Origin of the sequence: Caballeronia udeis (assembly GCF_044909315.1) — a bacterium.
Taxonomy (GTDB): Bacteria; Pseudomonadota; Gammaproteobacteria; order Burkholderiales; family Burkholderiaceae; genus Caballeronia; species Caballeronia udeis_A.
Map to the genome: position 1 here is coordinate 27,413 of NZ_JBIYEB010000043.1, position 23,291 is coordinate 50,703.

At 60.6% G+C, this 23,291-nt stretch carries 22 protein-coding genes and 1 pseudogene; 7 read left to right on the plus strand and 16 right to left on the minus strand.

Going from position 1 to position 23,291, the window contains the following annotated elements; translation table 11 throughout:
- Nucleotides 1–5: 5 nt before the first annotated feature.
- From ettA to ychF, 3 genes and pseudogenes are all read right to left on the minus strand, one after another.
- The gene (gene ettA, locus ABH944_RS40545) at nt 6–1,673 is read right to left on the minus strand and encodes an energy-dependent translational throttle protein EttA (protein ID WP_097265507.1); all 1,668 of its coding nucleotides are present in this window, start codon (nt 1,671–1,673) and stop codon (nt 6–8) included.
- A 220-nt stretch (nt 1,674–1,893) separates the two neighbouring features.
- Nucleotides 1,894–2,109, minus strand: a pseudogene (locus ABH944_RS40550) (DUF3761 domain-containing protein); the annotation flags it as partial.
- Nucleotides 2,110–2,341: 232 nt separating this feature from the next.
- Nucleotides 2,342–3,436, minus strand: coding sequence for a redox-regulated ATPase YchF (gene ychF, locus ABH944_RS40555; protein WP_404614215.1), 1,095 nt, complete (start codon nt 3,434–3,436; stop codon nt 2,342–2,344).
- A gap of 195 nt (nt 3,437–3,631) precedes the next feature.
- Here ychF and ABH944_RS40560 point away from each other — a divergent pair, with 195 nt between their 5' ends.
- The 4 genes from ABH944_RS40560 (at nt 3,632) to ABH944_RS40575 (ending at nt 8,359) form a co-directional block, all read left to right on the plus strand.
- On the plus strand, nt 3,632–4,873 hold the full coding sequence (locus ABH944_RS40560; protein ID WP_404614217.1) for a UbiH/UbiF family hydroxylase: 1,242 nt from the start codon (nt 3,632–3,634) through the stop codon (nt 4,871–4,873).
- Nucleotides 4,874–4,918: 45 nt separating this feature from the next.
- The gene (locus ABH944_RS40565; RefSeq protein WP_404614219.1) at nt 4,919–5,650 is read left to right on the plus strand and encodes a DsbC family protein; all 732 of its coding nucleotides are present in this window, start codon (nt 4,919–4,921) and stop codon (nt 5,648–5,650) included.
- Between the two features lie 159 nt (nt 5,651–5,809).
- Nucleotides 5,810–7,609, plus strand: coding sequence for a M61 family metallopeptidase (locus ABH944_RS40570; RefSeq protein ID WP_404614221.1), 1,800 nt, complete (start codon nt 5,810–5,812; stop codon nt 7,607–7,609).
- Nucleotides 7,610–7,762: 153 nt separating this feature from the next.
- Nucleotides 7,763–8,359, plus strand: a complete 597-nt coding sequence (locus ABH944_RS40575) for an FMN-dependent NADH-azoreductase (protein ID WP_062090273.1) — start codon at nt 7,763–7,765, stop codon at nt 8,357–8,359.
- Nucleotides 8,360–8,422: 63 nt separating this feature from the next.
- Here the strand turns inward: ABH944_RS40575 and ABH944_RS40580 are convergent, their stop codons facing one another.
- From ABH944_RS40580 to rpe, 8 genes are all read right to left on the minus strand, one after another.
- Complete coding sequence (locus ABH944_RS40580; protein ID WP_404614223.1) at nt 8,423–9,196, minus strand: uracil-DNA glycosylase; 774 nt, start codon at nt 9,194–9,196, stop codon at nt 8,423–8,425.
- Nucleotides 9,193–9,849 (minus strand): CYTH domain-containing protein, encoded by a 657-nt coding sequence (locus ABH944_RS40585; protein ID WP_404614225.1) that lies wholly within the window; start codon nt 9,847–9,849, stop codon nt 9,193–9,195. The genes ABH944_RS40580 and ABH944_RS40585 overlap by 4 nt, the downstream gene beginning before the upstream one ends.
- A 21-nt stretch (nt 9,850–9,870) precedes the next feature.
- Nucleotides 9,871–10,656 carry an indole-3-glycerol phosphate synthase TrpC gene (trpC, locus tag ABH944_RS40590; protein ID WP_404614227.1) on the minus strand — a complete coding sequence of 262 codons (786 nt, stop codon included), beginning with the start codon at nt 10,654–10,656 and terminating at the stop codon, nt 9,871–9,873.
- A gap of 12 nt (nt 10,657–10,668) precedes the next feature.
- Nucleotides 10,669–11,700, minus strand: a complete 1,032-nt coding sequence (trpD, locus tag ABH944_RS40595) for an anthranilate phosphoribosyltransferase (RefSeq protein WP_404614229.1) — start codon at nt 11,698–11,700, stop codon at nt 10,669–10,671.
- Nucleotides 11,701–11,714: 14 nt separating this feature from the next.
- The gene (locus ABH944_RS40600; RefSeq protein WP_404614231.1) at nt 11,715–12,299 is read right to left on the minus strand and encodes an aminodeoxychorismate/anthranilate synthase component II; all 585 of its coding nucleotides are present in this window, start codon (nt 12,297–12,299) and stop codon (nt 11,715–11,717) included.
- Nucleotides 12,300–12,313: 14 nt separating this feature from the next.
- A complete protein-coding gene (gene trpE / locus ABH944_RS40605; protein ID WP_404614233.1) occupies nt 12,314–13,810 on the minus strand; it encodes an anthranilate synthase component I in 1,497 nt (498 codons plus the stop codon).
- Between the two features lie 403 nt (nt 13,811–14,213).
- Entirely contained in the window at nt 14,214–14,963 is a 750-nt protein-coding gene (locus ABH944_RS40610) for a phosphoglycolate phosphatase (RefSeq protein WP_404614235.1), read from the minus strand.
- Complete coding sequence (rpe, locus tag ABH944_RS40615) at nt 14,960–15,655, minus strand: ribulose-phosphate 3-epimerase (protein WP_404614237.1); 696 nt, start codon at nt 15,653–15,655, stop codon at nt 14,960–14,962. The genes ABH944_RS40610 and rpe overlap by 4 nt, the downstream gene beginning before the upstream one ends.
- 285 nt (nt 15,656–15,940) lie before the next feature.
- Between rpe and apaG the strand changes: the two genes are divergently transcribed.
- Nucleotides 15,941–16,315 carry a Co2+/Mg2+ efflux protein ApaG gene (gene apaG / locus ABH944_RS40620; RefSeq protein ID WP_089161389.1) on the plus strand — a complete coding sequence of 125 codons (375 nt, stop codon included), beginning with the start codon at nt 15,941–15,943 and terminating at the stop codon, nt 16,313–16,315.
- Between the two features lie 42 nt (nt 16,316–16,357).
- Here the strand turns inward: apaG and ABH944_RS40625 are convergent, their stop codons facing one another.
- Nucleotides 16,358–16,480, minus strand: a complete 123-nt coding sequence (locus ABH944_RS40625) for a hypothetical protein (protein ID WP_047898369.1) — start codon at nt 16,478–16,480, stop codon at nt 16,358–16,360.
- On the opposite strand from ABH944_RS40625, the gene mltA reads away from it, so the two are divergent.
- Nucleotides 16,479–17,642: a murein transglycosylase A gene (mltA, locus tag ABH944_RS40630; RefSeq protein WP_404614240.1), complete on the plus strand. Its 1,164-nt coding sequence runs from the start codon at nt 16,479–16,481 to the stop codon at nt 17,640–17,642. The two genes, ABH944_RS40625 and mltA, sit on opposite strands and share 2 nt — an antisense overlap.
- Nucleotides 17,643–17,827: 185 nt before the next feature.
- Here mltA and paaK read toward each other — a convergent pair whose 3' ends face one another.
- The 4 genes from paaK to paaN all read right to left on the minus strand — a co-directional run bounded on the left by paaK (nt 17,828) and on the right by paaN (nt 22,299).
- A complete protein-coding gene (paaK, locus tag ABH944_RS40635) occupies nt 17,828–19,132 on the minus strand; it encodes a phenylacetate--CoA ligase PaaK (RefSeq protein ID WP_404614242.1) in 1,305 nt (434 codons plus the stop codon).
- 74 nt (nt 19,133–19,206) lie between these two features.
- A complete protein-coding gene (gene paaI / locus ABH944_RS40640; RefSeq protein WP_404614244.1) occupies nt 19,207–19,638 on the minus strand; it encodes a hydroxyphenylacetyl-CoA thioesterase PaaI in 432 nt (143 codons plus the stop codon).
- Nucleotides 19,639–19,671: 33 nt separating this feature from the next.
- On the minus strand, nt 19,672–20,469 hold the full coding sequence (paaG, locus tag ABH944_RS40645) for a 2-(1,2-epoxy-1,2-dihydrophenyl)acetyl-CoA isomerase PaaG (protein ID WP_404614246.1): 798 nt from the start codon (nt 20,467–20,469) through the stop codon (nt 19,672–19,674).
- Between the two features lie 120 nt (nt 20,470–20,589).
- Nucleotides 20,590–22,299, minus strand: a complete 1,710-nt coding sequence (gene paaN / locus ABH944_RS40650; protein ID WP_404614248.1) for a phenylacetic acid degradation protein PaaN — start codon at nt 22,297–22,299, stop codon at nt 20,590–20,592.
- A gap of 130 nt (nt 22,300–22,429) precedes the next feature.
- On the opposite strand from paaN, the gene ABH944_RS40655 reads away from it, so the two are divergent.
- Nucleotides 22,430–23,206, plus strand: coding sequence for an enoyl-CoA hydratase (locus ABH944_RS40655; protein WP_404614250.1), 777 nt, complete (start codon nt 22,430–22,432; stop codon nt 23,204–23,206).
- The last annotated feature ends 85 nt before the right edge of the window (nt 23,207–23,291 follow it).

Below are 23,291 nucleotides of genomic sequence, written 5' to 3' on the forward strand. Positions count from 1 at the left end.
CGTGCTTACCGGACGATCGGCTTATAGCGCAGGCGTTTTGGCTTGGCCGCTTCCTCGCCCAGACGATTGCGCTTGTCGGCTTCGTACTCTTGATAGTTGCCGTCAAAGAAGGTCACTTGTGAATCACCTTCGAACGCAATGATGTGCGTCGCGATCCGGTCAAGGAACCAGCGATCGTGCGAAATCACCATCACCGATCCCGCGAATTCCAGCAACGCGTCTTCGAGCGCGCGCAGCGTTTCGACGTCCAGGTCGTTCGACGGCTCGTCCAGCAGCAGCACGTTGCCGCCTTCAATCAGCGTCTTGGCCAGATGCAGGCGGCCGCGTTCACCGCCCGAGAGCGCGCCGACAGTCTTTTGCTGATCGCCGCCCTTGAAGTTGAACCGGCCGATATACGCCCGTGACGGCGTTTCGTACTTGCCGACCGTCAGCACGTCCGCGCCGCCCGAAATCTCTTCGAACACAGTCTTGTTGGCATTGAGCGCGTCGCGGCTTTGATCCACGTACGCCAGCTTGACGGTTGGCCCCGTGACGATTTCGCCCGAATCTGGCTGCTCCTTACCCGTCAGCATGCGGAACAACGTGGATTTCCCCGCGCCATTTGGCCCGATGATTCCGACAATCGCGCCGGCCGGGATCTTCATGTTCAGGTTATCGATCAGGAGGCGGTCGCCGTATGCCTTGCTCACGTTCTTGAACTCGATCACTTCATTGCCCAACCGGTCGCCGACAGGGATGAAGATTTCCTGCGTTTCATTGCGTTTCTGGTATTCCTGACTGTTGAGTTCCTCGAAGCGAGCGATACGCGCCTTCGATTTCGCCTGGCGTCCCTTCGGATTCTGGCGCACCCATTCCAGTTCTTTTTTCAGCGCTTTTTGGCGCGCGGATTCCGTCGATTCTTCCTGTTTCAGCCTGTCCTGCTTCTGGTCGAGCCAGCTGCTGTAGTTGCCCTTCCACGGAATGCCGTGGCCGCGGTCGAGTTCGAGAATCCATTCGGCGGCGTTATCGAGGAAATAGCGATCGTGGGTGACCGCCACGACTGTGCCCGGGTAGCGCGTCAGGAATTGTTCGAGCCAGTCCACGGATTCGGCGTCCAGGTGGTTGGTCGGTTCGTCGAGCAGCAGCATGTCGGGTTTTTGCAGCAGCAGCTTGCAAAGCGCCACACGACGCTTTTCGCCGCCCGACAAGTGTTCGATTTTCGCGTCCCACGCGGGCAGGCGCAGTGCGTCGGCGGCGACTTCGAGTTGTTGCTCGGGCGTGCCGCCGTCGCTGGTCGCGAGGATGGCTTCGTATTTGGCTTGCTCGGCGGCGAGGGCGTCGAAGTCGGCGTCGGGTTCGGCGTAGGCCGCATAGATGGCGTCGAGCTTTTTCTGCGCGCTGAAGACTTCGCCGAGGCCGTCTTCAACGGCTTCGCGTACGGTTTGCTGCGGATCGAGTTGCGGTTCCTGCGGCAAGTAGCCGATGTTCAGGTTCGGCATCGGTGTGGCTTCGCCTTCGATTTCCTTGTCGACGCCCGCCATGATGCGGATCAGGGTCGACTTGCCGGAACCGTTCAGGCCGAGCAGGCCGATCTTGGCGCCGGGGAAAAACGACAGCGAGATGTCTTTCAGGATCTGGCGCTTGGGCGGCACGATCTTGCCGACGCGGTTCATGGTGAAGACGTATTGGGCCATTTGCGGATTCGGTTGTCTTGAGGTTTGCGGTTTTCGGTTTTACGGCGGGCTTCGGCCGGACGGATTTCGGTTCTTAAGTCTCCGCCGGAAAACCCCTGGATTCGGTACGCGGCAATGCGTTTCCCGCAGCGCGCGGGAAGTGACGACATTGTACTTCGATGAATATGGCTGTCCGGCGGGCGTTTATCTGCTTTGACATCGACGCCGCGTGTTCTCGGCGCCAGGCCGCGACGCCGCCGTGGCGCGAACACGTGCCGCTGCGATGGCGGCTGAAGCTCCACGTGCCGTCGCGGCATCGGGCGGTGGCGCCGTCCGGGGCTTTGCCCGAACGCGAATGCGCGGGGAAGTGGACGGTTTCGCCGTCATGATTACGATAGGTCTGGTGCTTATCGAGGTCGGATTTGTTCGGGGCGGAGCAGGCGTAGGCGAACGAGGCGGTGCAGTGAAGGTCGCGAGCAAGCCAGAATTCAACGCCGCTGTTGGTCTGCTGAGCGTGCCCCTCGAAATGCTCCGTCAATGAGTAAATCAGTTCGGTCTTCATGGTCACCGCCCAAGGTGGGTTGCGCGCGGTTGGGGAGCAGGGCGGCCGGCGCGATGCAATAAAAAAGCGGAATCCTTTTATCAGGGACTCCGCTTTTAATAACAACCTCAAACGACGATTTATTACATCAGACGTTAAACAGGAAATTCATCACGTCGCCGTCGTGCACGACATATTCCTTCCCTTCGGCCCGCATCTTCCCGGCTTCCTTCGCGCCTTGCTCGCCCTTGAACGCGACGAAGTCATCGAAGGCGATCGTCTGCGCGCGAATGAACCCGCGCTCGAAGTCCGTGTGAATGGCACCGGCGGCCTGAGGCGCGGTGTCGCCGATATGAATCGTCCACGCCCGCACTTCCTTCACTCCCGCCGTGAAATACGTCTGCAGGCCAAGCAGCTTGTAACCCGCTCGAATCACGCGATCCAGGCCCGGCTCTTCCATGCCGATATCGGCGAGAAACTCCTGCTTGTCGGCGTCGTCGAGATCCGCGATTTCCGCTTCGATCGCTGCGCACACTGCCACCACCGGCGCACCCTCGGCCTCCGCGTGCTTGCGCACCGCGTCCAGATGCGGATTGTTTTCGAAGCCATCGTCCTTCACGTTCGCCACGTACATGGTCGGCTTGGCCGTAATCAGGCAGAGCGGCTTGATCAGCAGCAGCTCGTCTTCGCTCAGGTCCAGCGCGCGCACAGGCTTCGCCTGATCGAGTTGCGCCTGGATCTTTTCCAGCAAGGGGACGAGCTTTGCCGCTTCCTTGTCATTGCCCGAGCGCGCCGACTTGGCGTAACGGTGATGAGCCTTCTCCACCGTCGCCAAATCCGCCAGCGCCAGTTCTGTATTGATGACTTCGATGTCCGCGAGCGGGTCGATCTTGTTCGCGACGTGAATCACGTTTTCGTCTTCGAAGCAGCGCACGACGTGCGTGATGGCATCGGTTTCGCGAATGTTCGCGAGGAACTTGTTGCCCAGGCCTTCGCCTTTGCTCGCGCCGGCCACGAGGCCCGCGATATCGACGAATTCAACAATGGCCGGGACCACGCGCTCGGGATTGACGATTCCCGAGAGTGCGGCCAACCGCGGATCCGGCACTTCAACCACGCCGACATTCGGCTCGATCGTGCAGAACGGATAGTTTTCGGCGGCGATGCCGGCCTTGGTCAGTGCATTGAACAGTGTGGACTTGCCGACGTTAGGCAAGCCGACGATGCCGCATTGGAGGCTCATGGAATCCTTCGAACTGGTGAAACGGCGTGCGCCGCGTGGTTCAACGCCGGGTGCGCGTGTCGCGGGTTCCAACCCCCCCGGGACAAGCCCCGGGACCCACGCGCATAGCGGGCGGCCACGTCGTGCGGGCCGGAAAAACCGCTATTGTAGCGCCACGGGCGGGTTGGCTGGGCGGGTGGGAAGGGCAGCCACAGGGTGTCGCACCCGCTGAAACGCGGCATTGCACATCGAATCCCGGCCTACCCCGGCGGCTATAATGGCCATATGACTTTCCAATCACGAAATTTTCATACGGTCGTGGTCGGCGGCGGGCTCGTTGGCAAGACGGCGGCGCTTGCGCTGACGCAATCCGGCCTGCGCACGGCGCTGCTGGCAACGCCCGCTGCGCCCGCGCCCGCCGCCGGCAGCTTCGATTCCCGCATCTACGCGCTGTCGTCGAGCTCGCAGGCGCTGCTGGAACGGCTGCGCGTGTGGCAGGCGCTGGAGCGCGACAAGCTCGGGCCGGTACTGGACATGCGCGTTTTCGGCGACGCCTTCGCCGAGCTGCATTTCTCCGCATTCCAGGCTGCCGTGCCGCAATTGGCGTGGATCGTGGAATCGTCGCTGATCGAACGATCGCTCGACGCGGCGCTGCGTTTCCAGCCGAACCTGACGTGGATCGATTCGCGCGCTCAGGGCCTGACCATCCACGACGACGCTGCCCATCTGACCCTCGCAAACGGCGACACGCTCGAAGCGGACCTGGTGGTCGGCGCGGATGGCGCGCATTCCTGGGTGCGGGCGCAAACGGGGGCGAAAATGCTGCGCCGGGATTATCGGCAAACGGGTGTAGTGGCGAACTTTAAGTGCGAAAAGCCGCATGGCGAGACGGCTTACCAGTGGTTCCGCGATGGCGAGATCATTGCGTTATTGCCGTTGCCCGGCGATCACGTCTCGCTCGTGTGGTCCGCCAAAACCGAACACGCCGATACCCTCCTCAAGCTGGATCCCGCCCAGCTCGCGGCGGAAGTCGAGAAGGCTACGCAGAACATGCTCGGCGCGCTCGAGTGCGTGACGCCGGCGCAGGGCTTTCCGCTCGCGCTGCAAACCGTGGACCGGCTGATCGGTCCACGCGTGGCGCTGGTGGGCGACGCTGCGCATCTGATTCACCCGTTGGCGGGCCAGGGCATGAACCTGGGTTTGCGCGATGTCGCCGCGCTGGCCGAAACCCTCGCCGCCAAGGAAGCATTCCGTTCGGCCGGCGACCCTGTTTTGCTGCGCCGATACGAACGCACGCGTCGCGAGGACATCCAGAAATTGACGCTCGCCTGCGACGGCTTGCAGAAACTCTTCGCCATGCCCGGCACGCTCGCTCGCGGGCTGCGCAACACAGGCATGGCGCTCGTGGGTGCACAACCGCTTGTCAAGCGCTGGCTCGTGTCCGCGGCGCTTGGTTAAGACTGGCTAAGAACATCCACTTACTTCAGATTGACGGAAACTCGAATGAAAATCACTCTTCGCCGCGCCCTGGTCGCCGCTGCCACGTTGGCCGCGGTGTTTGGTATCGGTATTGCGGCACAAGCCGATCAAACCACCGACAAGATCAAGGCCACGCTGCAATCGCGCATTGGCGACGCCGATATCAAAAGCGTGGAAAAGTCGCCGGTTCCGGGACTCTACGAAGTCAATCTCGGGGCGCAGATCGTCTACACGGACGCGACCGGCAACTATCTGCTGATGGGCGATCTCGTCGATACCCGCACGCGCACGAATCTCACTGAAGCGCGTCTTGCAGAAACGAACAAGATCGATTTCGCGAAGCTGCCGTTCGAGAACGCGGTCAAGGTGGTGAAGGGCACGGGCGCGCGCAAGATCGCAGTGTTCTCCGATCCGAACTGCCCGTACTGCAAGCAGTTGGAAACCACGCTCAAGTCCGTCGATAACGTCACCGTCTACACCTTCCTGTATCCGGTCTTGTCGCCGGATTCGTCGGTCAAGTCCAAGTCGATCTGGTGTTCGAAGGATCGGTCCGGCGCGTGGGAAGGCTGGATGCTCGACCACACGCCACCCACAGCTGCTGCCAGTTGCGATACCACGGCCATCGACAAGAACCTGAAGCTTGGCCAGTCGATGAACGTGACCGGTACGCCGACTGTTTTCCTCGCAGACGGACGCCGTTTGCCCGGCGCGGTGCCGGCAGATCGGCTGGAGAAGGAATTGTCCGCGGTTCACTGAAATTCGCGGTCGATTAGTCGACCAACGACGAAAGAGGCGCGCGACGCGCCTCTTTCGCTTTCATGAAGTTGCGCGACCCGTTTCGCCACAGACCGCGCAGGCACTAAACGCCGGACCACACCATCACGCCCGGCGACAAGAACAAAAGGACCTCGACGCATGAACGCCATCCGTTACACCATCGTTCCGAAAAATCCCGCAGCGCATTTGTTCGAAGTGACGTTGACCGTCGCGCAACCCGATCCGTCTGGCCAGCGTTTCGTGTTGCCGGTGTGGATTCCGGGCAGTTACATGATTCGCGAATTCGCCCGCAATATCGTCACGCTGCAGGCGTTCAACGCCGCCGGTCGAAAGCTCGCCATCGATAAAACCGACAAACACGCGTGGCAAACCGCGCCGCACGATGGCCCGATCACGCTGCGTTACGAGGTCTATGGCTGGGACCTGTCGGTGCGCGCGGCACATCTGGACGACAGCATCGGATTTTTCAACGGCACGAGCGTGTTTCTCGCGGTGGAAGGGCAGGCGGAGGCGCCGTGTATCGTCGATATTCAAAAGCCTTCGGGCGCGCAATACGCGAACTGGCGCGTGGCCACGGCAATGCCCGAGGCGCGCGGCACGAAGCGCTATGGCTTCGGCACATATGAAGCACCCAACTACGATGCGCTGATTGATCACCCCGTGACGCTGGGTGAGTTCGCGCTCGGTTCCTTCGACGCCCACGGCGCGAAGCACGACATCGCGATCTCAGGCCGCGTGACCGGACTCGATATGCACCGCCTGGAAGCCGACCTCAAGCGTGTTTGCGAATCGCAAATTGCGTTGTTCGAGCCGCGTACGAAGAAGGCGCCCGTCGATCGCTATGTGTTCATGACGGTCGCCGTCGCCGATGGTTACGGCGGCCTGGAGCATCGTGCATCGACCGCGCTGATCTGCAATCGCGCCGATCTGCCTGTTGCCGGGCGGCCGGATGTGACGGACGGATATCGAACGTATCTTGGCCTTTGCAGCCACGAATATTTCCATACGTGGAATGTGAAGCGCATCAAGCCGGCTGCGTTCGCGCCGTACGATCTGTCGCAGGAAAATTACACGTCGCTGCTGTGGTTGTTCGAAGGCTTTACCTCTTACTACGATGACCTGATGCTCGTGCGCAGCGGCCTGATCAGCGCGAGCGAGTATTTTTCGCTTCTGGGCAAGACGCTCGGCGGCGTGTTGCGCGGGTCGGGGCGGCTCAAGCAGACCGTGGCTGAAAGCTCGTTCGACGCGTGGGTCAAATATTATCGGCAGGACGAAAACGCGGCGAACGCTATCGTCAGCTATTACCAGAAGGGTTCGCTTGTCGCGCTCGCTTTCGACCTGTCGATCCGCGCGCAAACCGAAGGCAAGAAGTCGCTCGACGACGTCATGCGGCTGCTGTGGCAACGCTACGGGCGGGATTTTTATCACGGCAAGGCGCTGGGTATCGAAGAAAGCGAAGTGGAAGCCTTGTTTGCCGAAGCCACCGGCGCCGACTTGAAAAAGCTCTTCCGCGAGGGTGTCCACGGCACGCGCGATCTGCCGCTCGATACGTTGTTCGAGCCCTTCGGCATCAAGTTCGCGCCCGATGTCGCGACCAACGGCACGGCAGCGAAACCGTCGTTCGGTGCGCGGATTCGCAATGGCGCGGATTGCGTGCTCGCGGCTGTCCACGAGAACAGCGCGGCGCAGAAAGCGGGGTTATCGGCGGGAGATGTGCTGGTCGCAATCGATGGGGTGCGCGTAACGGGATCGAATCTCGACGCGCTGCTTGCGCGCTATTTGCCAGGCGCGAAGGTGGAAGTGCACGCATTCCGGCGCGACGAACTACGCGTCGCGCAGGTCAAGCTCGATCCGCCGGAAGTATCGCGTTATGTGCTTTCTACCGCCGATGGCAGCGGCCCGTCGAAGCAATGGCGCGAACGCTGGCTGAAAGGTTGAAGGTCTAAACGCAGTGATAAAGGCGGATTGTTCTATTGCTGCAACAATCCGTCACGAGTGCGCAGCTTGTTCCCGGCGTCGTAAAAAAGAAGAATGCGTGCTGTCAGAGCGCGATCCGTGCTCGAACTCAACAGACCAGACAGAGGAATCATCATGACGACCATTCTTCAAATCAATTCCGCAGCCCGCTCGCAAGGCGCCCAATCCACGTTGCTGGCCGACGAAGTGTCGGTGAAGCTGCAGCAAGCGCATCCGGGCGCGAAGCTGGTGGTGCGCAATCTTCTCTCCGACAATCTCCCCCACCTCAACGACGCCACGCTCGGCGCGTTCTTCACGCCCGCTGACCAGCGCACGGCTGAGCAGAGCGCAATTAATGCCAGGAGCGAAGCGCTCATCGCCGAACTGCAAGCAGCTGATGTGGTCGTGATCGCAGCGCCGATGTACAACTTTGGCATTTCGTCGCAGCTGAAGGCGTACTTCGACTGGATCGCCCGCGCAGGCATCACGTTCAAGTACGGCGCGAACGGCCCGGAAGGCCTGGTGACCGGCAAGAAGGTGATTGTTGTGTCGGCACGCGGCGGCAAGTACAGCGGTACGCCGAACGATTCGCAAACGCCGTATCTGAAGGCGTTCCTCGGATTCCTGGGCATGACAGACGTCAGCTTCATCTTCGCTGAAGGCCTGAACATGGGTCCGGACGCTGCCGGCGCCGCCTTGGCTACCGCACGCGACTCGATCGCCGCGCTGTAAGCTTTTGGAATAGCAGCACAGTTGTAAAAAACCCGCCGTGTCGTGAGACATCGGCGGGTTTTTTTATGCTGGCGCGTCGGGCAAACGCCAGTCGATGGCGGGTCGCCCGTGTTGCTCCAGATACGTATTCGCCGCCACAAAATGCCCGCAGCCCAGAAAGCCGCGATGCGCTGACAGCGGAGAAGGGTGGGGCGCCTCCAGCACGCAGTGCGCTTTCCCGGATGCCACCGCGGACGCGATCAACCCCCGTTTCGCCTGCGCATGCGCTCCCCAAAGCATGAACACAAGATGCTCGTGCCGAAGGGCAAGTTCGTGAATCAATGTGTCGGTGCAATGCTCCCAGCCACGTTTCGCGTGACTGCCGGCTTTGTCGCGTTCCACCGTCAGTGATGTGTTCAGCAACAGCACGCCTTGCTGCGCCCATGCGTCGAGGCAACCATGAGCGGGCGCTGTAAAGCCGAGGCTGGCGTTGATTTCCTTGAAAATATTTTTCAGCGATGGCGGCGGCCGAACCGGCGCCGGCACCGAAAACGCCAGGCCGTGAGCTTGCGGTGCACCGCGATCTTCGCCGTGATACGGATCTTGTCCGAGGATCACGACCTTCACATCGCCGGGACGAGTCAGGCGCAATGCGCGGAAGACATCGGCGGGATACACGGTCTTGCCGGCGGCGCGCTCGGCGTCGACGAACGCGCACAACGCGGCGTAATGCGGACTCTCGATGAAGGTCTTCAGATGTTTGCGCCAGTCCGCCGGCAACGCGTCGAACTGACTTTCCAGCGAGGCGAACGGTTGGGCTTTCGATGCCTCAGTTTCAAACAGCGACGCCTGACTCATTTCACGCCGCCGTTGGACCCAGCCGCTTTGGGCTCGCACAGATCGTAGCCTCGGCGTGCCTTGCTGGCGTCTTCGGGCTGGAGATACAGGAACGCGCCGCGCATTTGCGCCGCAAGGGTGTCCAATGCTTTCTCGTTGCCGGATTTCAGTTCGAGTTCGAGTTCGCTGATCGGCGTGGTGCGGCGCTCGCCGTCCACGTCAGCCGTCACTTCGCCGAGATCCAGCGCCGCTTCAATCTTCGCACCGTCAATCTCGACGTCCCAGATCACGCGCGAAAAATCCGTGCGGAACAGGGCGATCAATTCGGGCGCGGCGTCGCTGAGCGCGGTGGCGGCGTTTTCCTCGTCGCAGATTTCAAGCAGGGCGGGGATTTCCAGCGCCTCCCCGGTAACCGGCAGTTCCCACTCGTGCCGGTTGTGCAAACCCTGCTGGGATTCGCCGGCCGTCTTGTACGTTTGCAACCACTGATCCGGCGTACCACGCAGGCGCACCGCACTCTTAGCCTTGGCGAGTGCGCGATCCGGGGTGTCGAAGTAGACGTTGGTGAGCTGGATCCTGCGACCTTCCTGACCGGTGCGTTGCGTCAGGTCCTGCGCTATTTCGCCGTGTTCGGACGTAGGCAGCGCCAGTTTGATCTCGCGTTCAATACTCAAAATAAACTCCGTGCAACAGCGTCAGAAGAACATTCGCGCCAGTTCGGTACCGGGGTCGTCGGCGCGCATGAACGCTTCGCCGACCAGGAACGTCTGCACGTCCATGGCGCGTAGCCGGTCGACATCGACGCGGCTCAGAATGCCCGATTCGGTCACCACTATACGGTCCTCGGGAACCATGTCCAGCATCCCGATCGTTGTTTCAATCGACGTCTCGAACGTGCGCAGGTTGCGATTATTGACCCCGATCAGCGGCGTCTTCAGCGTGAGCGACTGCTCGAGTTCGTCGCGATCGTGAACTTCCACGAGCACCGCCAGGCCGAGCGAATGCGCATACGCTTCCAGATCGCGCATTTGCGAGGGCTGGAGTGCGGCGGCGATCAACAGAATGCAGTCGGCGCCCATCGCGCGGGCTTCCAGGATCTGATAAGCATCGACGATAAAGTCCTTGCGCAGAACCGGCAGGCTGCACGCCGCACGCGCTTCTTCGAGATACGCGACACTGCCCTTGAAGAACTGCGCATCGGTCAGCACCGACAAACACGCGGCGCCGCCTTGTTCATACGATTTCGCGATATCGGCGGGGACGAAGTTCTCGCGCAATATGCCCTTCGACGGACTCGCTTTCTTCACTTCCGCGATGATCGCCGGCTTCCCCTCGGCGTGCTTCGCGCGCAATGCGCCGACGAAGTCGCGCGAGTCGCGCGTACTCGCCTGCAAACGCAATTCCTCCAGCGACACGCTTTCCTGCGCGACGCGAATTTCGCTACGTTTGACTTCGATGATGCGCTCGAGAATGTCACTCATGTCCTGCCCTCGTTATTTGGCGAATTGCTGGGTGAAGCGCACAAGTTCATCGACTTTTTCACGGGCCTGGCCGCTCGCGATCACCTCTTTCGCCAGCGCCATGCCGGCTGCGATCGATTCCGCCACGTTGGCTGCGTACAGCGCCGTGCCCGCATTCAGCGTCACGATTTCGCGCGCGACGCACGGCTTGTTGTTCAGCGCGCCGAGCAGCATGGTCTTCGATTCCTGCGCGTCCGCCACCTTCAGCGTCCGGTTTGACACCATCTGCAGGCCGAAGTCTTCCGGGTGAATCTCATACTCGAGCACTTCACCGTTGCGCAGCTCGCCCACCACCGTTGCCGCGCCCAGCGATACCTCGTCCATGCCGTCCTTGCCGTACACCACCAGCACATGCTTGGCTCCCAGGCGCTGCATCACGCGCACCTGGATACCGACGAGATCTTCATGGAACACGCCCATCAACTGATTCGGTGCGCCGGCCGGGTTGGTCAGCGGACCGAGGATGTTGAAAATGGTGCGCACGCCGAGCTCACGGCGCACCGGTGCGATGTTTTTCATCGCCGGATGATGGTTTGGCGCGAACATGAAACCCATGCCCGTTTCGGCAATGGATGACGCCACTTGTTCCGGCTGAAGATCGATATTCACGCCCAGCGCCTCGAGCACGTCAGCGCTGCCCGATTTACTCGATACCCCGCGACCACCGTGCTTCGCAACCTTCGCGCCGGCGGCCGCCGTGACAAACATGGTGGCTGTCGAGATGTTGAAGGTATGCGAGCCGTCGCCTCCGGTGCCGACGATATCAACGAGATTCTCGCTATCCGGCACGCTCACGTGATTCGCGAACTCGCGCATCACGGTCGCCGCCGCCGCGATCTCCCCAATGGTTTCCTTCTTCACGCGCAAACCCGTGATGATCGCGGCGGACATCACCGGTGACATTTCGCCGCGCATGATCATGCGCATCAGGTGCAGCATTTCGTCGTGGAAAATCTCGCGATGCTCAATGGTCCGTTGCAACGCTTCCTGGGCCGTAATAGTCATGATCGGATCTCGGTTCACGCGCGAATGCCTTGCGCCGGGCTCTTGACGAAATTTTCGAGCAGCGCGTGGCCGTGCTCGGACAGAATCGATTCCGGGTGAAATTGCACGCCCTCGACCGCGAGTTTCTTGTGACGCACGCCCATGATTTCACCATCGGGCGTCCACGCCGATATTTCCAGGCAATCCGGCAGCGACTCGCGTTCGATCGCGAGCGAGTGATAACGCGTCACGCTGAAGTGTTTCGGCAGATCGGAAAACACCCCGCGGCAGTCGGTTTCGATCGTGCTTACCTTGCCGTGCATGATGGTTTGTGCGCGCACTACGCGTCCGCCAAACGCCTCGCCAATGGCCTGATGGCCGAGGCAAACACCCAGGATGGGGATCTTTCCGGAAAATTCGCGCAGCACGTCGAGCGTGATGCCCGCATGTTGCGGATTGCTTGGTCCCGGCGAGAGGCAGATCCGCTCGGGATTGAGCTTCGCGATTTCATCGAGGGTAATTTCGTCGTTGCGGTAAGTCCGCACATCCTCGCCCAGTTCGCCGAAATACTGGACCAGGTTATAGGTGAACGAATCGTAGTTGTCGATCATCAGCAGCATGGTCTGTCTCCGGATCAGAAGTCGCTATCGAGGCCGTCTTGCACCTGCTCGGCGGCGCGCAGCACTGCCCGCGCCTTGTTCTCCGTCTCCTGCCATTCCGACTCGGGCACCGAATCCGCGACCACGCCCGCTGCGGCCTGCACATACAAATTGCCCTTGTGGATCAGCCCGGTGCGAATCGCGATGGCGAGATCCATCTCGCCCGTGAACGACAGATAACCGCAAGCGCCGCCGTACAGGCCGCGTTTCACCGGCTCCAGCTCATCGATGATTTCCATCGCCCGCACTTTCGGCGCGCCCGACAGCGTGCCGGCGGGGAAGGTGGCGCGCAGCACGTCGAAATTCGTCGTGCCGGGTTTCAGCTTGCCCTCGACCGAACTCACGATGTGCTGAACGTGCGAATACTTTTCGATCGCCAGCTTGTCCGTGACCACCACCGATCCCGTCTGCGCAATCCGGCCGACGTCGTTACGCGCCAGATCGATCAGCATCACGTGTTCGGCCACTTCCTTCGGGTCGTTCAGCAGTTCGGTCGCGAGTTCGGCATCGCGCTCGGGCGTGTTGCCGCGCGGCCGCGTGCCGGCCAGCGGGCGAATGGTGACAATGCGTTCCTCGCCGCGTTTTTCCTGGCGCACCAGAATTTCGGGCGAGGCTCCCACCACGTGAAATTCGCCGCCGAAGTTGTAGTAATACATATACGGCGATGGATTCAGCGAACGCAACGCGCGATACAGCGAGAGCGGGTTATCGCGGAACGGCTTCACCAGCCGCTGGCCTACCTGAACCTGCATCAATTCGCCCGCAGCGATGTACTCCTTTGCCTTGCGCACCGCGTTCAGGTAATCGTCCTTCGCAAACTCGCGATACGTCTCCGTACGCACGCTCGCCGACGTCACTGGCGGCTGCACGGTCGTGCGCAAACGGGCACGCAATTCGCGCAGGCGCTGTTTGGCTTTTGTATAGGCTTCGGGCGTGGTCGGATCGGCGTAGACAATCAGATAGAGCTTGCCGGCGAGGTTATCGATAACCGCCATTTCCTCGGTCAGCAGCAACTGGATATCGGGCAGGCCGAGATCGTCGCGTGGAGCCGAATGGGCCAGCTTTTTTTCGATATAACGCACGGCGTCATATCCGAAATACCCGGCCAGACCGCCGCAAAAACGCGGCAGTCCCGGGCGCTGCGCAATCTTGAAGCGCTTCTGGAATGCTTCAATAAACGTCAGTGGATCAGCTTCACTTGTTTCAATGACGTTGCCGTCCTTCACCACTTCCGACACGCCGTTTTGCACGCGAATCATGGTGCGGGCTGGCAAGCCGATAAACGAGTAGCGCCCGAAGCGCTCGCCACCCACCACCGATTCCAGCAGGAACGAGTTGGCGCCATTGCGCTCGGTTTGAGCCAGCTTGAGATAAAGCGAAAGCGGCGTTTCGAGGTCGGCCAGCGCCTCGGCGATCAGCGGAATGCGGTTGAAACCTTCATTCGCCAGCGATTGGAATTCGAGTTCGGTCATGTTCTGATCCTTTACGTGTCGCTTGTTGGGTTTGGCGACATCGAGCACACACGGGGCGTTGCGGACAATTTACCGCACGGCGCGATCCACTATCGGCTTCGTTTGTGCATCGCCTGATGCTCGAATCGCTGTCCCGAACATTTGGACTGTAGCCGCGTTGCTGACGCGGTACGGCCACAAAACAAAGTTTGGGCGCAGCGGATGATGCGGATCAGGCCAGGCATCAAGGTAAAACAAGTCGGTGGGATCGGCGCGCGGAATGCGCAGCGAAGCAAAAAACGGTTGCCGAAGACGAGCTTCAGCGACCCTCGGGCGAGGTTAGCGCGACCAGCGACGCCAGGGCCAGGCTCCCCGGTCGATGCTGCTCAGACTCCGTTTTTTGTTCAGAAACATGAGGATTGAACTAGTCAGTCGATGTTGTCGCGCCGGGTGCAGCGGGCGCGGCCATGGTTGCTGCTATTGCCTGTGCGGCAGCTAGCAGGGAAGAAACTATACCATCGGATTTCACGAGGTGCACGGGTTTGCCGTGGTTGTAACCGTAAGGCACTGTAAGCGTTGCCATGCCCGCTGCACGGCCCGCCAGCGCGTCATTCTCCGAATCCCCTATAGCCACGGTTTCGCGCGGCAGCACGTCAAGCCGCTCGCAGGCAATCAGCATGGGCGCCGGATCCGGCTTTTTTTGCGGGACGGAATCGCCGCCGAGTACCACCTTGAAGTATTCGGCCAAGCCGAACTTCGCCAGCAATTCGACAGCGAACCTGTGCGGCTTGTTCGTCACGCACGCCAGCGGCAAACCTAGATCCCGTAACGCTTTCAGGCCTTCCGTGACTTCGGGATAGAGGGTGGAGCGCTGTCCGTTGATGCGTGCGTATTCCGTCTGATAGATCGCAAGTGCGTCTTCGAACTTCGTGCTTGCTTCCAGCGCTGAAAACCGCACGGCCAGTACGCTGCGGATCAGGTTCTCCGAACCCTTTCCTATATAGCCAATGACTTCGTCCCGGTCTGCGGCTCTTGTGCCGATACGCGCCAGCATGCCGTTGAGCGCCGCGACGAAATCGTCGGCGGTGTCGATCATTGTCCCATCCAGGTCGATGATCGCCGCGCGCAGCGTCTTGTTCGTGAACGCCGGAAGCTCCGCGGTGAGTTCGCTCATCGCGCTTCTCCGGTATTCGCTTTGGCCAGCTCGGCGCGCATTTGCGCGATAACGTCGTGGTAATTGTGGTGGCCGAAAATGGCTGATCCGGCCACGAACGTATCCGCGCCGGCTTCGGCGATTTCCCTGATGTTGTCGATTTTGACGCCGCCGTCCACTTCGAGATGAATCTCGCGTCCGGTCCGCTCGCGGTATTCGTCGATACGCCGGCGGGCTTCGCGCAATTTTACGAGCGCTTCGGGAATGAACGACTGGCCGCCGAAGCCCGGGTTCACGGACATGATCAGCACCAGATCGACCTTGTCCATCACGTAGTCGAGATGACTCAGCGAAGTGGCTGGATTAAAAACGAGGCCGGCCTTGCAGCCGTGGTCGCGAATCAGCGACAGCGTGCGATCGATATGATCCGAACCTTGCGGATGAAAGCTGATCACATTGGCGCCGGCTTTTGCGAAATCCGGCACGATACGATCGACCGGGCGCACCATCAGATGCACGTCGATAGGCACATCCGTATGCGGGCGCAGCGCCTCGCAGACCATGGGGCCGATTGTCAGGTTCGGGACGTAGTGGTTGTCCATCACGTCGAAGTGGATCCAGTCCGCACCGGCGGCGACCACGTTGCGGACCTCTTCGCCGAGAATGGCAAAGTCGGCGGACAAAATACTGGGGGACAGGCGAAATTGCGTCATGACGTCGGCCGGTTGCAAGCGGAAAATGCATTTTACAGTGAGACGACCTTTTTGACCGCTGACCGAATGGCCTGCGTCCCGTCCTGCGGCCCTCCGCGGGTGTTTCGCTCGATTGACAAAACCCTTGCGGGCAGTGACGGTCTGTTGCGGGCACCGGCTGCATCAAGCAGAATGCGTCACCTGACGTTCACGCAAATTCGCGCAACCCGCGCCGGACCTCTGTCCTTAAGAGGCTCAGGGGTTGGGGTTAGCACCCGCGCAGCACATTTTTGAATTGGAAAAGCGATGAGCCAGTATGAATTCAGCGTTTCCGTCCAGACGCAATATCTCCCTGAACAATCGGATCCGGACGCCCACCAGTTTGCGTTCGCCTACACTCTGACCATCCGGAACACGGGCCAGGTCGCAGCACAACTGATCTCGCGCCACTGGATCATCACTGACAGCGACGACGTGGTTCAGGAAGTAAAGGGACTTGGCGTGGTCGGCAACCAGCCGTTGCTGCCGCCGGGCGAAAAATTCGAGTACACGAGTTGGGCTGTCATTGCGACGCCCGTTGGCACCATGCGTGGTTCGTATTTTTGCGTAGCTGAAGATGGTGAGCGTTTCGAGGCGCCAATAGCCGAATTTTCGCTGCACATGCCGCGTACGCTGCATTGAACCTGCGCCAAAGCACGTGCGGTTGTGCCGCCCGCGTTTCTCTTAGCGCCTGTTTTTCTTCTTGCCCGAAGCCGTCCACACGACGATAAAGATCAGCAGAAGCAGCGCCACGAGAGACTCGAGCGCAAAAATAAGCATTGGGTATTCGTCGAATAGATCAGACATGGCGGTTCTCATCAAGAACGAACATTGTATGCGTTTCACTCGCTCGCTTGCCGGATTGGCAGGATGGGCGGCGTCGCTCACAGCGGCCGTCCTGCTCGCTTCGTGCGGCGGGGTGGGCACCAAGTCCGGATATCTTGCGCCGCCGACTGGTGCGCCGATCATCACGGGACAACGCGCGGCTAACCGCCTGACTGCGGTGAGCTGGCAGCAAGTGCCCGGCTGGCAGGACGATTCACTGCTCGGCGCGACGGCCGCAATGCGCCAGAACTGCAGCCGTCTCGCGCAACAGCCCGCGTGGCGCCGGGCGTGCGCGGCGGCGCAACGTCTCGACGATCTCGACATGAACGCTGCCCGCGAATTCTTCGAGGCGTACTTCACGCCATTCCAGCTGGCCAACACCGACGGCACGCTCGACGGTCTCGTGACCGGTTACTACGAACCGTTGTTGCGCGGTGCGCGTACTCGTCACGGGCCTTATCAGTACCCGTTGTATCGATGGCCGTATCGGTTCAAACCCGGCACCGCGTTACCAACACGCGCGCAGCTTGAAAGTTCGGGCGTTTTGAACGGCAACGAACTGGTGTGGGTCGACGATCCTATCGAAGCGTTCTTCCTGCAGATCCAGGGCTCGGGACAAATCGTGATGGAAGACGGGACGACGATGCGCGTCGGGTTTGGCGGGACGAACAACCAGCCATACAAATCGATTGGGCGTGAGTTGCTGGATCGGCGCGAACTCACTCCTGCACAGGCCACGATGCAAGGTATCAAGGCGTGGGCGAAAGCGAACCCGTCGCGTGTCGATGCGTTGCTCGACGTCAATCCGCGCTTTGTGTTCTTCCGCGAGATGCCGGGAGCGGAAACGCTGGCGGCCGGCGTGGGCACCGGACCGGTGGGCGCGCTGGGTGTTCCGCTTACCCCTGAACGCTCGATTGCGGTTGATCCTTCTTCTATCCCGCTTGGTACGCCGGTCTTCTTGCAGACCACTCGCCCGTTGAGCAATGCGCCGATGAACCGGCTGGTGTTCGCTCAGGACACCGGCAGCGCGATCAAGGGCGGCGTGCGCGCGGATTATTTCTGGGGTCTGGGCGACGACGCAGGGGATCTCGCCGGCCGGATGAAGCAGGCCGGCAGGATGTGGCTGCTGCTACCGAATTCGTAGCCGTGTGGGTTGAAGACGTTGCGAAGGTAATTGCAAGCGCCGGCTTTGACCGGTGCTTGCCCAATCGACTCGAGGCTTTCGGCGAATCGATCAACCGCGGATTAGCCGGATCAGCTGGAATCTCGAATACGGGTACCGCTCGCGTAACAAGCGTCGGCTCCGACCGGCTGAAGGCGGATGCAGAATCAGCTTGCCGCTTTCCGCCGATCGATCACCCGCCGGGCCTTTCCGACGGACCTCTCAATCCCGTTCACATCCAGCACCTTAACCACTGCGCTGACACCGATCAACGCCTTGATGTCATAAGCGAGCGCGGCTTTGGCCTGATCGAGAGCGCTCGTATCCGGGGCCGTCTCAGGACAAGGCTCGACATTCAGCGTAAGCACATCGAGCGGGCCTTCCTTCGTCAGCACAATCTGATAATGCGGCGCGAGCGCGTGTTGTTTGAGCAGCAGTTCTTCAATCTGCGTGGGAAATACATTCACGCCGCGCACGATCATCATGTCGTCTGAACGCCCCGTGATTTTTTCCATCCGGCGCATCGTTCGCGCGCTGCCCGGCAAAAGCCGAGTGAGATCTCGGGTCCGGTAGCGGACGATTGGCAGCGCCTCTTTAGTCAGCGAAGTGAACACGAGTTCGCCTAGTTCACCGTCCGGCAAGACCTCACCGGTTTCAGGATCGATGATCTCGGGATAGAAATGGTCTTCCCAGATCGTTGGACCGTCCTTCGTCTCCACACACTCCGACGCCACGCCTGGCCCCATCACTTCTGATAAGCCGTAGATATCGACAGCGTCAATACCCATTCGCTTCTCGATAGCCACGCGCATGTCGTTTGTCCACGGCTCCGCACCGAAGATGCCGATGCGCAGCGAGCAATCAGCAGGGTGAACGCCCTGGCGCTCGAGTTCGTCGGCAATCGACAGCATGTAGCTGGGCGTCACCATGATGATGTCGGGACGAAAATCCTGGATCAGTTGCACTTGCTTTTCAGTCTGGCCGCCGCCGAACGGGATCACAGTTAAACCCGCACGCTCAGCGCCGTAATGAGCACCGAGGCCGCCAGTGAATAGGCCATAGCCGTAGCTGACGTGCACTTTGTCGCCACGCCGTGCACCCGCAGCCCGGATGGAACGCGCGACGAGATTGGCCCAGGTGTCGATGTCCTTCGCCGTGTAACCAACCACGGTCGGCTTGCCCGTCGTTCCCGACGACGCGTGGATTCGCGAAATCTGCTCGTGCGGAACTGCGAACATACCGTACGGGTAGTTATCGCGGAGATCCTTCTTTGTCGTGAACGGGAAACGCGCCAGATCGGCCAGGGTTTTCACGTCATCCGGATGCACGCCCGCTTCGTCGAATTTGCGGCGATACACCGGCGAGTTTTCATACGCATGGGCAAGCGACCACTTGAGGCGTTCGAGCTGCAGCGCCATTAGCTCGTCGCGGCTGGCCGTCTCGATCGGGTCCAGCGGAAGCGCGTTGTTCATCGAATGTCTCCTTCTTGATCGTCAGTCAATGGCCCTGGTCAAGCTTGTATGGGCGCTGTGTTTTGTAAAGCGGTTCAGGATTCCATGGGAACCAGATTGCCCTTTATCTGCGATGACTTGCCGCGGAACATCGCGACTGTTTCACCTTCACGGTTCGTGACGCGAATGTCGTAGATGCCGGTTCGCCCCGTCAGTGATTGTTCGACAGCTTCTGCCGACAAGCGGTCCCCGCCCTTCACCGCACGGAGGAATTCAATGGAACACCCCGCCGCGACCGTATTGATGTTGTACGAGTTACAGGCGAACGCGAACGTGGAGTCGGCCAGCGTGAAAATGAGTCCGCCGTGGCAGATGCCGTGACCGTTCAGAAAGTCGTCGCGGACGTTCATTTGCATGCACGCGTACCCCGGACGAACTTCCGTGAGTTCGAGGCCAAGTGCACGGCTGCATGCATCCGCTTCGTACATGGCTTGCGCGGTCGCGTTGGCGAGTTCTTCTGGCGTCATTGCTGCGTTCTCCCGGAGTTTGCTGATCGAATTTCAGAGGCCGTCGAAGCGGGGCGCACGTTTTTCCTTGAAGGCGGCGACGCCCTCGGCATAGTCGTGCGAGTCACCCAGTTCGCGTTGAACATCGCGCTCAAGATCCAGTTGCTGATCGAGCGTGTTGTTCGCGGCGGCACGGATAGCGTGCTTGATCGCGGCGAGTGCCTTGGCCGGCTGCTGTGCGAGTTGCGTGGCAAGCTTGAATGCAGCGCTTTGCAATTGCTCGTCGTCGACTGCTTTCCAGACCAATCCCCATGCTTCAGCTTGTTCGGCGCCCAGCTTGTCGCCCGTCAACGCGAGGCCCAGCGCCCGTGCTTCACCTACGCGCCGCGGCAAGAGCCATGTGCCGCCGGTATCCGGAATTAGGCCAATCTTCACAAAAGCCTGGACGAAGCTCGCTGAACGCGCCGCGACGATCAGGTCGCACGCCATGGCGAGATTCGCTCCTGCACCGGCCGCGATACCGTTGACGGCGGCAATCACCGGCAACGGCGACGCCTGCAGGCGTCGCACGAGCGGATTGAAATGCTGGTCGATCAGCGCGCCCAGATTGGTCATCGCCCCGGGTGTGAAGTCAAGATCGGCGAGATCCTGACCCGCGCAAAAACCCCGGCCCGCCCCCGTGATCACCAATGCACGCGCATTGCTTGCCTCCACCCGATCGAGCGCCTTGCTCAATTCTTCATGCATCGCCCGCGTGAAGCTGTTCAGCTTGTCGGGACGATTCAGCGTCAGCGTGGCGACGTGCGTACTGGCGTCGATATCAATGACGATTGAGTTGCCGTTGTCGGACATGGTGTCTCCTTGCTGGCTACGTTGCGCAAATACGCATGCCTTCGATACTAGCTGCGCCCGTCGCCGCTTTCCATTCGGCCGAACGGCCTATGTTTCCACGCGGCGTTGCGGGCCGGGCACCTATGCCGTTTGGCTAGCTGTTGCCGGTGCGGCCTTCGGTGCAACATGCACTCTGCTTTGGACAACACGGAAGCGGTTCGCTACGTAGGCTGCGTCGGACAATGCCGAGTTCGCTGCGGGATTGGCCCCCGTCCCGTGGAAGTCTGAGTACGCCGCTGTCTGGTTGACGAACACGCCACCGGTCAGGTTGATCGAGAGCGCGACACCGCCGCGAATCGCTGCGTCATAGGCTGCGTCGACTACTGCAGTGTCTGTGCTGTACACGGAAAACGTAAGCGCACCGTGTTCAGCGGCAATCGATCCCGCCAGATCGAGTGATTGCGCCGTCGAGTCTGTCGCAATGACGAAAGAGATTGGGCCAAACCATTCCTGCGTGAATTTCGCGGCGTCGGTGCGAACGTCCATTTTCAACATGAGGGGAGAGCGCACGTGGGCATCAGGGAAGGCGGGATGAGCAAGCGATTGACTATCCGTCAGCACTTCGCCCAGTTGCCGCGCGTCGGCAATGCGTGCCATCACGCCATCATTCTGAATGGCGCCCGTCAATTCGACCGCGCGGGCCGGATCGGAGACCAGCTTTTCGACGGCGGCCGCGAGCGCCTTCGCTACGTCGTCGAAGCTCATCTGGCCTTCGCTGGTGCGGATGCCGTCGCGTGGCACGTAGATGTTTTGCGGCGCCGTGCACATCTGGCCGGAGTACAGCGCCAGCGAGAAAGCAATGTTGCCGGCAACGGCTTTTAGGTTATCGACCGAATCGATCACGATCTGATTCACGCCGGCCTTCTCCGTGTACACCTGCGCCTGATGCGCATGGCGCTCGAGCCAGTTACCGTTCTGTGTGCTGCCGGTGAAGTCGATCAGCTTGATCTCGGGGCGCAGCGCAAGATCCTGGACGAGAGGGCCGTCGTTCGCGTCGGTCGCAAGCAGTGTGACCACATTCGGGTCGAATCCCGCTTCGCGCAGGACCTCGCGAGCAATGCGAACTGTAATAGCCAGGGGCAGGATGGCGCCCGGATGCGGTTTGACGATGACAGTGTTACCCGTGGCCAGGTCGGCGAACATGCCCGGATAGCCGTTCCACGTGGGGAATGTGCAGCAACCGAGCACGAGACCCGTGCCGCGCGGCACGACGGTGAAACGCTTGTGCATCGCGAGCGGGGGATTTTTGCCTTGGGGCTTTTCCCAATACGCGTCGGCCGGAATTCGGCGAAGCTCGTCCCAAGCGTAGGCCACTGCTTCGAGCGCGCGGTCCTGTGCATGCGGACCGCCGGCCTGAAAGGCCATCATGAACGCTTGCCCGGTCGTGTGCATGACGCTGTAGCCGATTTCGAAACTTGCCTTGTTCAGCCGGGTCAGTATTTCGAGGCTTACACCTGCCCACGCCTCAGGGCCGGCGGCGCGCCACTGACTTTGCGCCGCTGCGGATGCCGCCAGCAGCGCGTCGACATCCGCTCTCGGATAACGAATTCCGAGCGTGAGCCCAAATGGCGAACGCTCATTGCCGACCGTCTCGCCGGTGGTCGGCTGGTTCAGATCGAAGGTCCGGTTCAGGTGTGCTTTGAAGGCTGCCTCGCCGTCCGAATTGGCTGTTTCACCGTACACTTTGGGACTCGGCATTTCGGGAAACGGGCTCCAGTAGCCACGTGTTGCAATGGCGGCAAGCGCTTGGTTAAGCGTCGCTTCGTGCTTCGTGAATAGCGGATGTGTCATGGCGGCAAGGGATGAGTAACGGTGATGGACGCTTGGTCAATTAATTGACCGACCGGTTGGTTTGCGAATGTTAGCATTTTCGAGACGCGTGCGCGAAGCGTTTTCGCGCGAGTTCACATAGGAGGAATGAATGGCTTACGAGAATCTATTGACCGAAGTCCGCGGACGAGTCGGCTTAATCACGCTGAACCGGCCTAAGGCGCTCAACGCGCTAAACGATGCGCTGATGGATGAGCTCGGCGTCGCGCTAAAGCAATTCGATGTCGACGAGAACATCGGCGCGATCGTGCTGACCGGCAGCGAAAAAGCGTTCGCAGCAGGGGCAGACATCGGCATGATGGCCGGCTACTCCTATATGGACACGTTCAAGGGCGAGTACATCACGCGCAACTGGGAAACGGTGCGCACGATTCGCAAACCCGTCATTGCCGCGGTGTCAGGTTTCGCGCTTGGTGGCGGCTGCGAGCTGGCCATGATGTGCGACATCATCATCGCCGCCGACACCGCCAAGTTCGGTCAACCGGAAATCAAGCTTGGTGTAATCCCGGGTGCTGGCGGCACGCAGCGCTTGCCGCGGGCAGTGTCGAAGGCAAAGGCGATGGACATGTGCCTGACTGCACGCATGATGGGCGCTGAGGAAGCGGAGCGCGCGGGCTTGGTATCGCGCGTAGTGCCTGCGGCGAGCCTGTTGGACGAAGCAATGGAAGCCGCATCGACTATCGCCAGCTTTTCGCTGCCTGCAGTAATGATGGCAAAGGAGTCTGTTAATCGAGCATATGAATCGACATTGGCTGAGGGAGTTCACTTCGAGCGGCGCATGTTTCATTCGCTATTCGCTACCGAGGATCAAAAGGAAGGAATGGCGGCGTTTGTCGAGAAGCGCAAACCGGTTTTTAAGCACCGCTGAAAATCTTTTCGCGAACCCCTTGCGCGAGGGGGAAACGGGCACTAGAATTCCGTTCCTTCGCTTCACGAAGAGGCGAAGGGAAGTG

Excerpts from the sequence above, each read along its gene's own strand:
- ettA (WP_097265507.1), bottom strand. The coding sequence starts at position 1,673 with ATGGCCCAATACGTCTTCACCATGAACCGCGTCGGCAAGATCGTGCCG.
- ychF (WP_404614215.1), bottom strand. The coding sequence starts at position 3,436 with ATGAGCCTCCAATGCGGCATCGTCGGCTTGCCTAACGTCGGCAAGTCC.
- ABH944_RS40565 (WP_404614219.1), top strand. The coding sequence starts at position 4,919 with ATGAAAATCACTCTTCGCCGCGCCCTGGTCGCCGCTGCCACGTTGGCC.
- ABH944_RS40570 (WP_404614221.1), top strand. The coding sequence starts at position 5,810 with ATGAACGCCATCCGTTACACCATCGTTCCGAAAAATCCCGCAGCGCAT.
- ABH944_RS40575 (WP_062090273.1), top strand. The coding sequence starts at position 7,763 with ATGACGACCATTCTTCAAATCAATTCCGCAGCCCGCTCGCAAGGCGCC.
- ABH944_RS40580 (WP_404614223.1), bottom strand. The coding sequence starts at position 9,196 with ATGAGTCAGGCGTCGCTGTTTGAAACTGAGGCATCGAAAGCCCAACCG.
- trpC (WP_404614227.1), bottom strand. The coding sequence starts at position 10,656 with ATGAGTGACATTCTCGAGCGCATCATCGAAGTCAAACGTAGCGAAATT.
- trpD (WP_404614229.1), bottom strand. The coding sequence starts at position 11,700 with ATGACTATTACGGCCCAGGAAGCGTTGCAACGGACCATTGAGCATCGC.
- ABH944_RS40600 (WP_404614231.1), bottom strand. The coding sequence starts at position 12,299 with ATGCTGCTGATGATCGACAACTACGATTCGTTCACCTATAACCTGGTC.
- trpE (WP_404614233.1), bottom strand. The coding sequence starts at position 13,810 with ATGACCGAACTCGAATTCCAATCGCTGGCGAATGAAGGTTTCAACCGC.
- ABH944_RS40610 (WP_404614235.1), bottom strand. The coding sequence starts at position 14,963 with ATGAGCGAACTCACCGCGGAGCTTCCGGCGTTCACGAACAAGACGCTG.
- rpe (WP_404614237.1), bottom strand. The coding sequence starts at position 15,655 with ATGACGCAATTTCGCCTGTCCCCCAGTATTTTGTCCGCCGACTTTGCC.
- apaG (WP_089161389.1), top strand. The coding sequence starts at position 15,941 with ATGAGCCAGTATGAATTCAGCGTTTCCGTCCAGACGCAATATCTCCCT.
- mltA (WP_404614240.1), top strand. The coding sequence starts at position 16,479 with ATGGCGGTTCTCATCAAGAACGAACATTGTATGCGTTTCACTCGCTCG.
- ABH944_RS40625 (WP_047898369.1), bottom strand. The coding sequence starts at position 16,480 with ATGTCTGATCTATTCGACGAATACCCAATGCTTATTTTTGCGCTCGAG.
- paaK (WP_404614242.1), bottom strand. The coding sequence starts at position 19,132 with ATGAACAACGCGCTTCCGCTGGACCCGATCGAGACGGCCAGCCGCGAC.
- paaI (WP_404614244.1), bottom strand. The coding sequence starts at position 19,638 with ATGACGCCAGAAGAACTCGCCAACGCGACCGCGCAAGCCATGTACGAA.
- paaG (WP_404614246.1), bottom strand. The coding sequence starts at position 20,469 with ATGTCCGACAACGGCAACTCAATCGTCATTGATATCGACGCCAGTACG.
- paaN (WP_404614248.1), bottom strand. The coding sequence starts at position 22,299 with ATGACACATCCGCTATTCACGAAGCACGAAGCGACGCTTAACCAAGCG.
- ABH944_RS40655 (WP_404614250.1), top strand. The coding sequence starts at position 22,430 with ATGGCTTACGAGAATCTATTGACCGAAGTCCGCGGACGAGTCGGCTTA.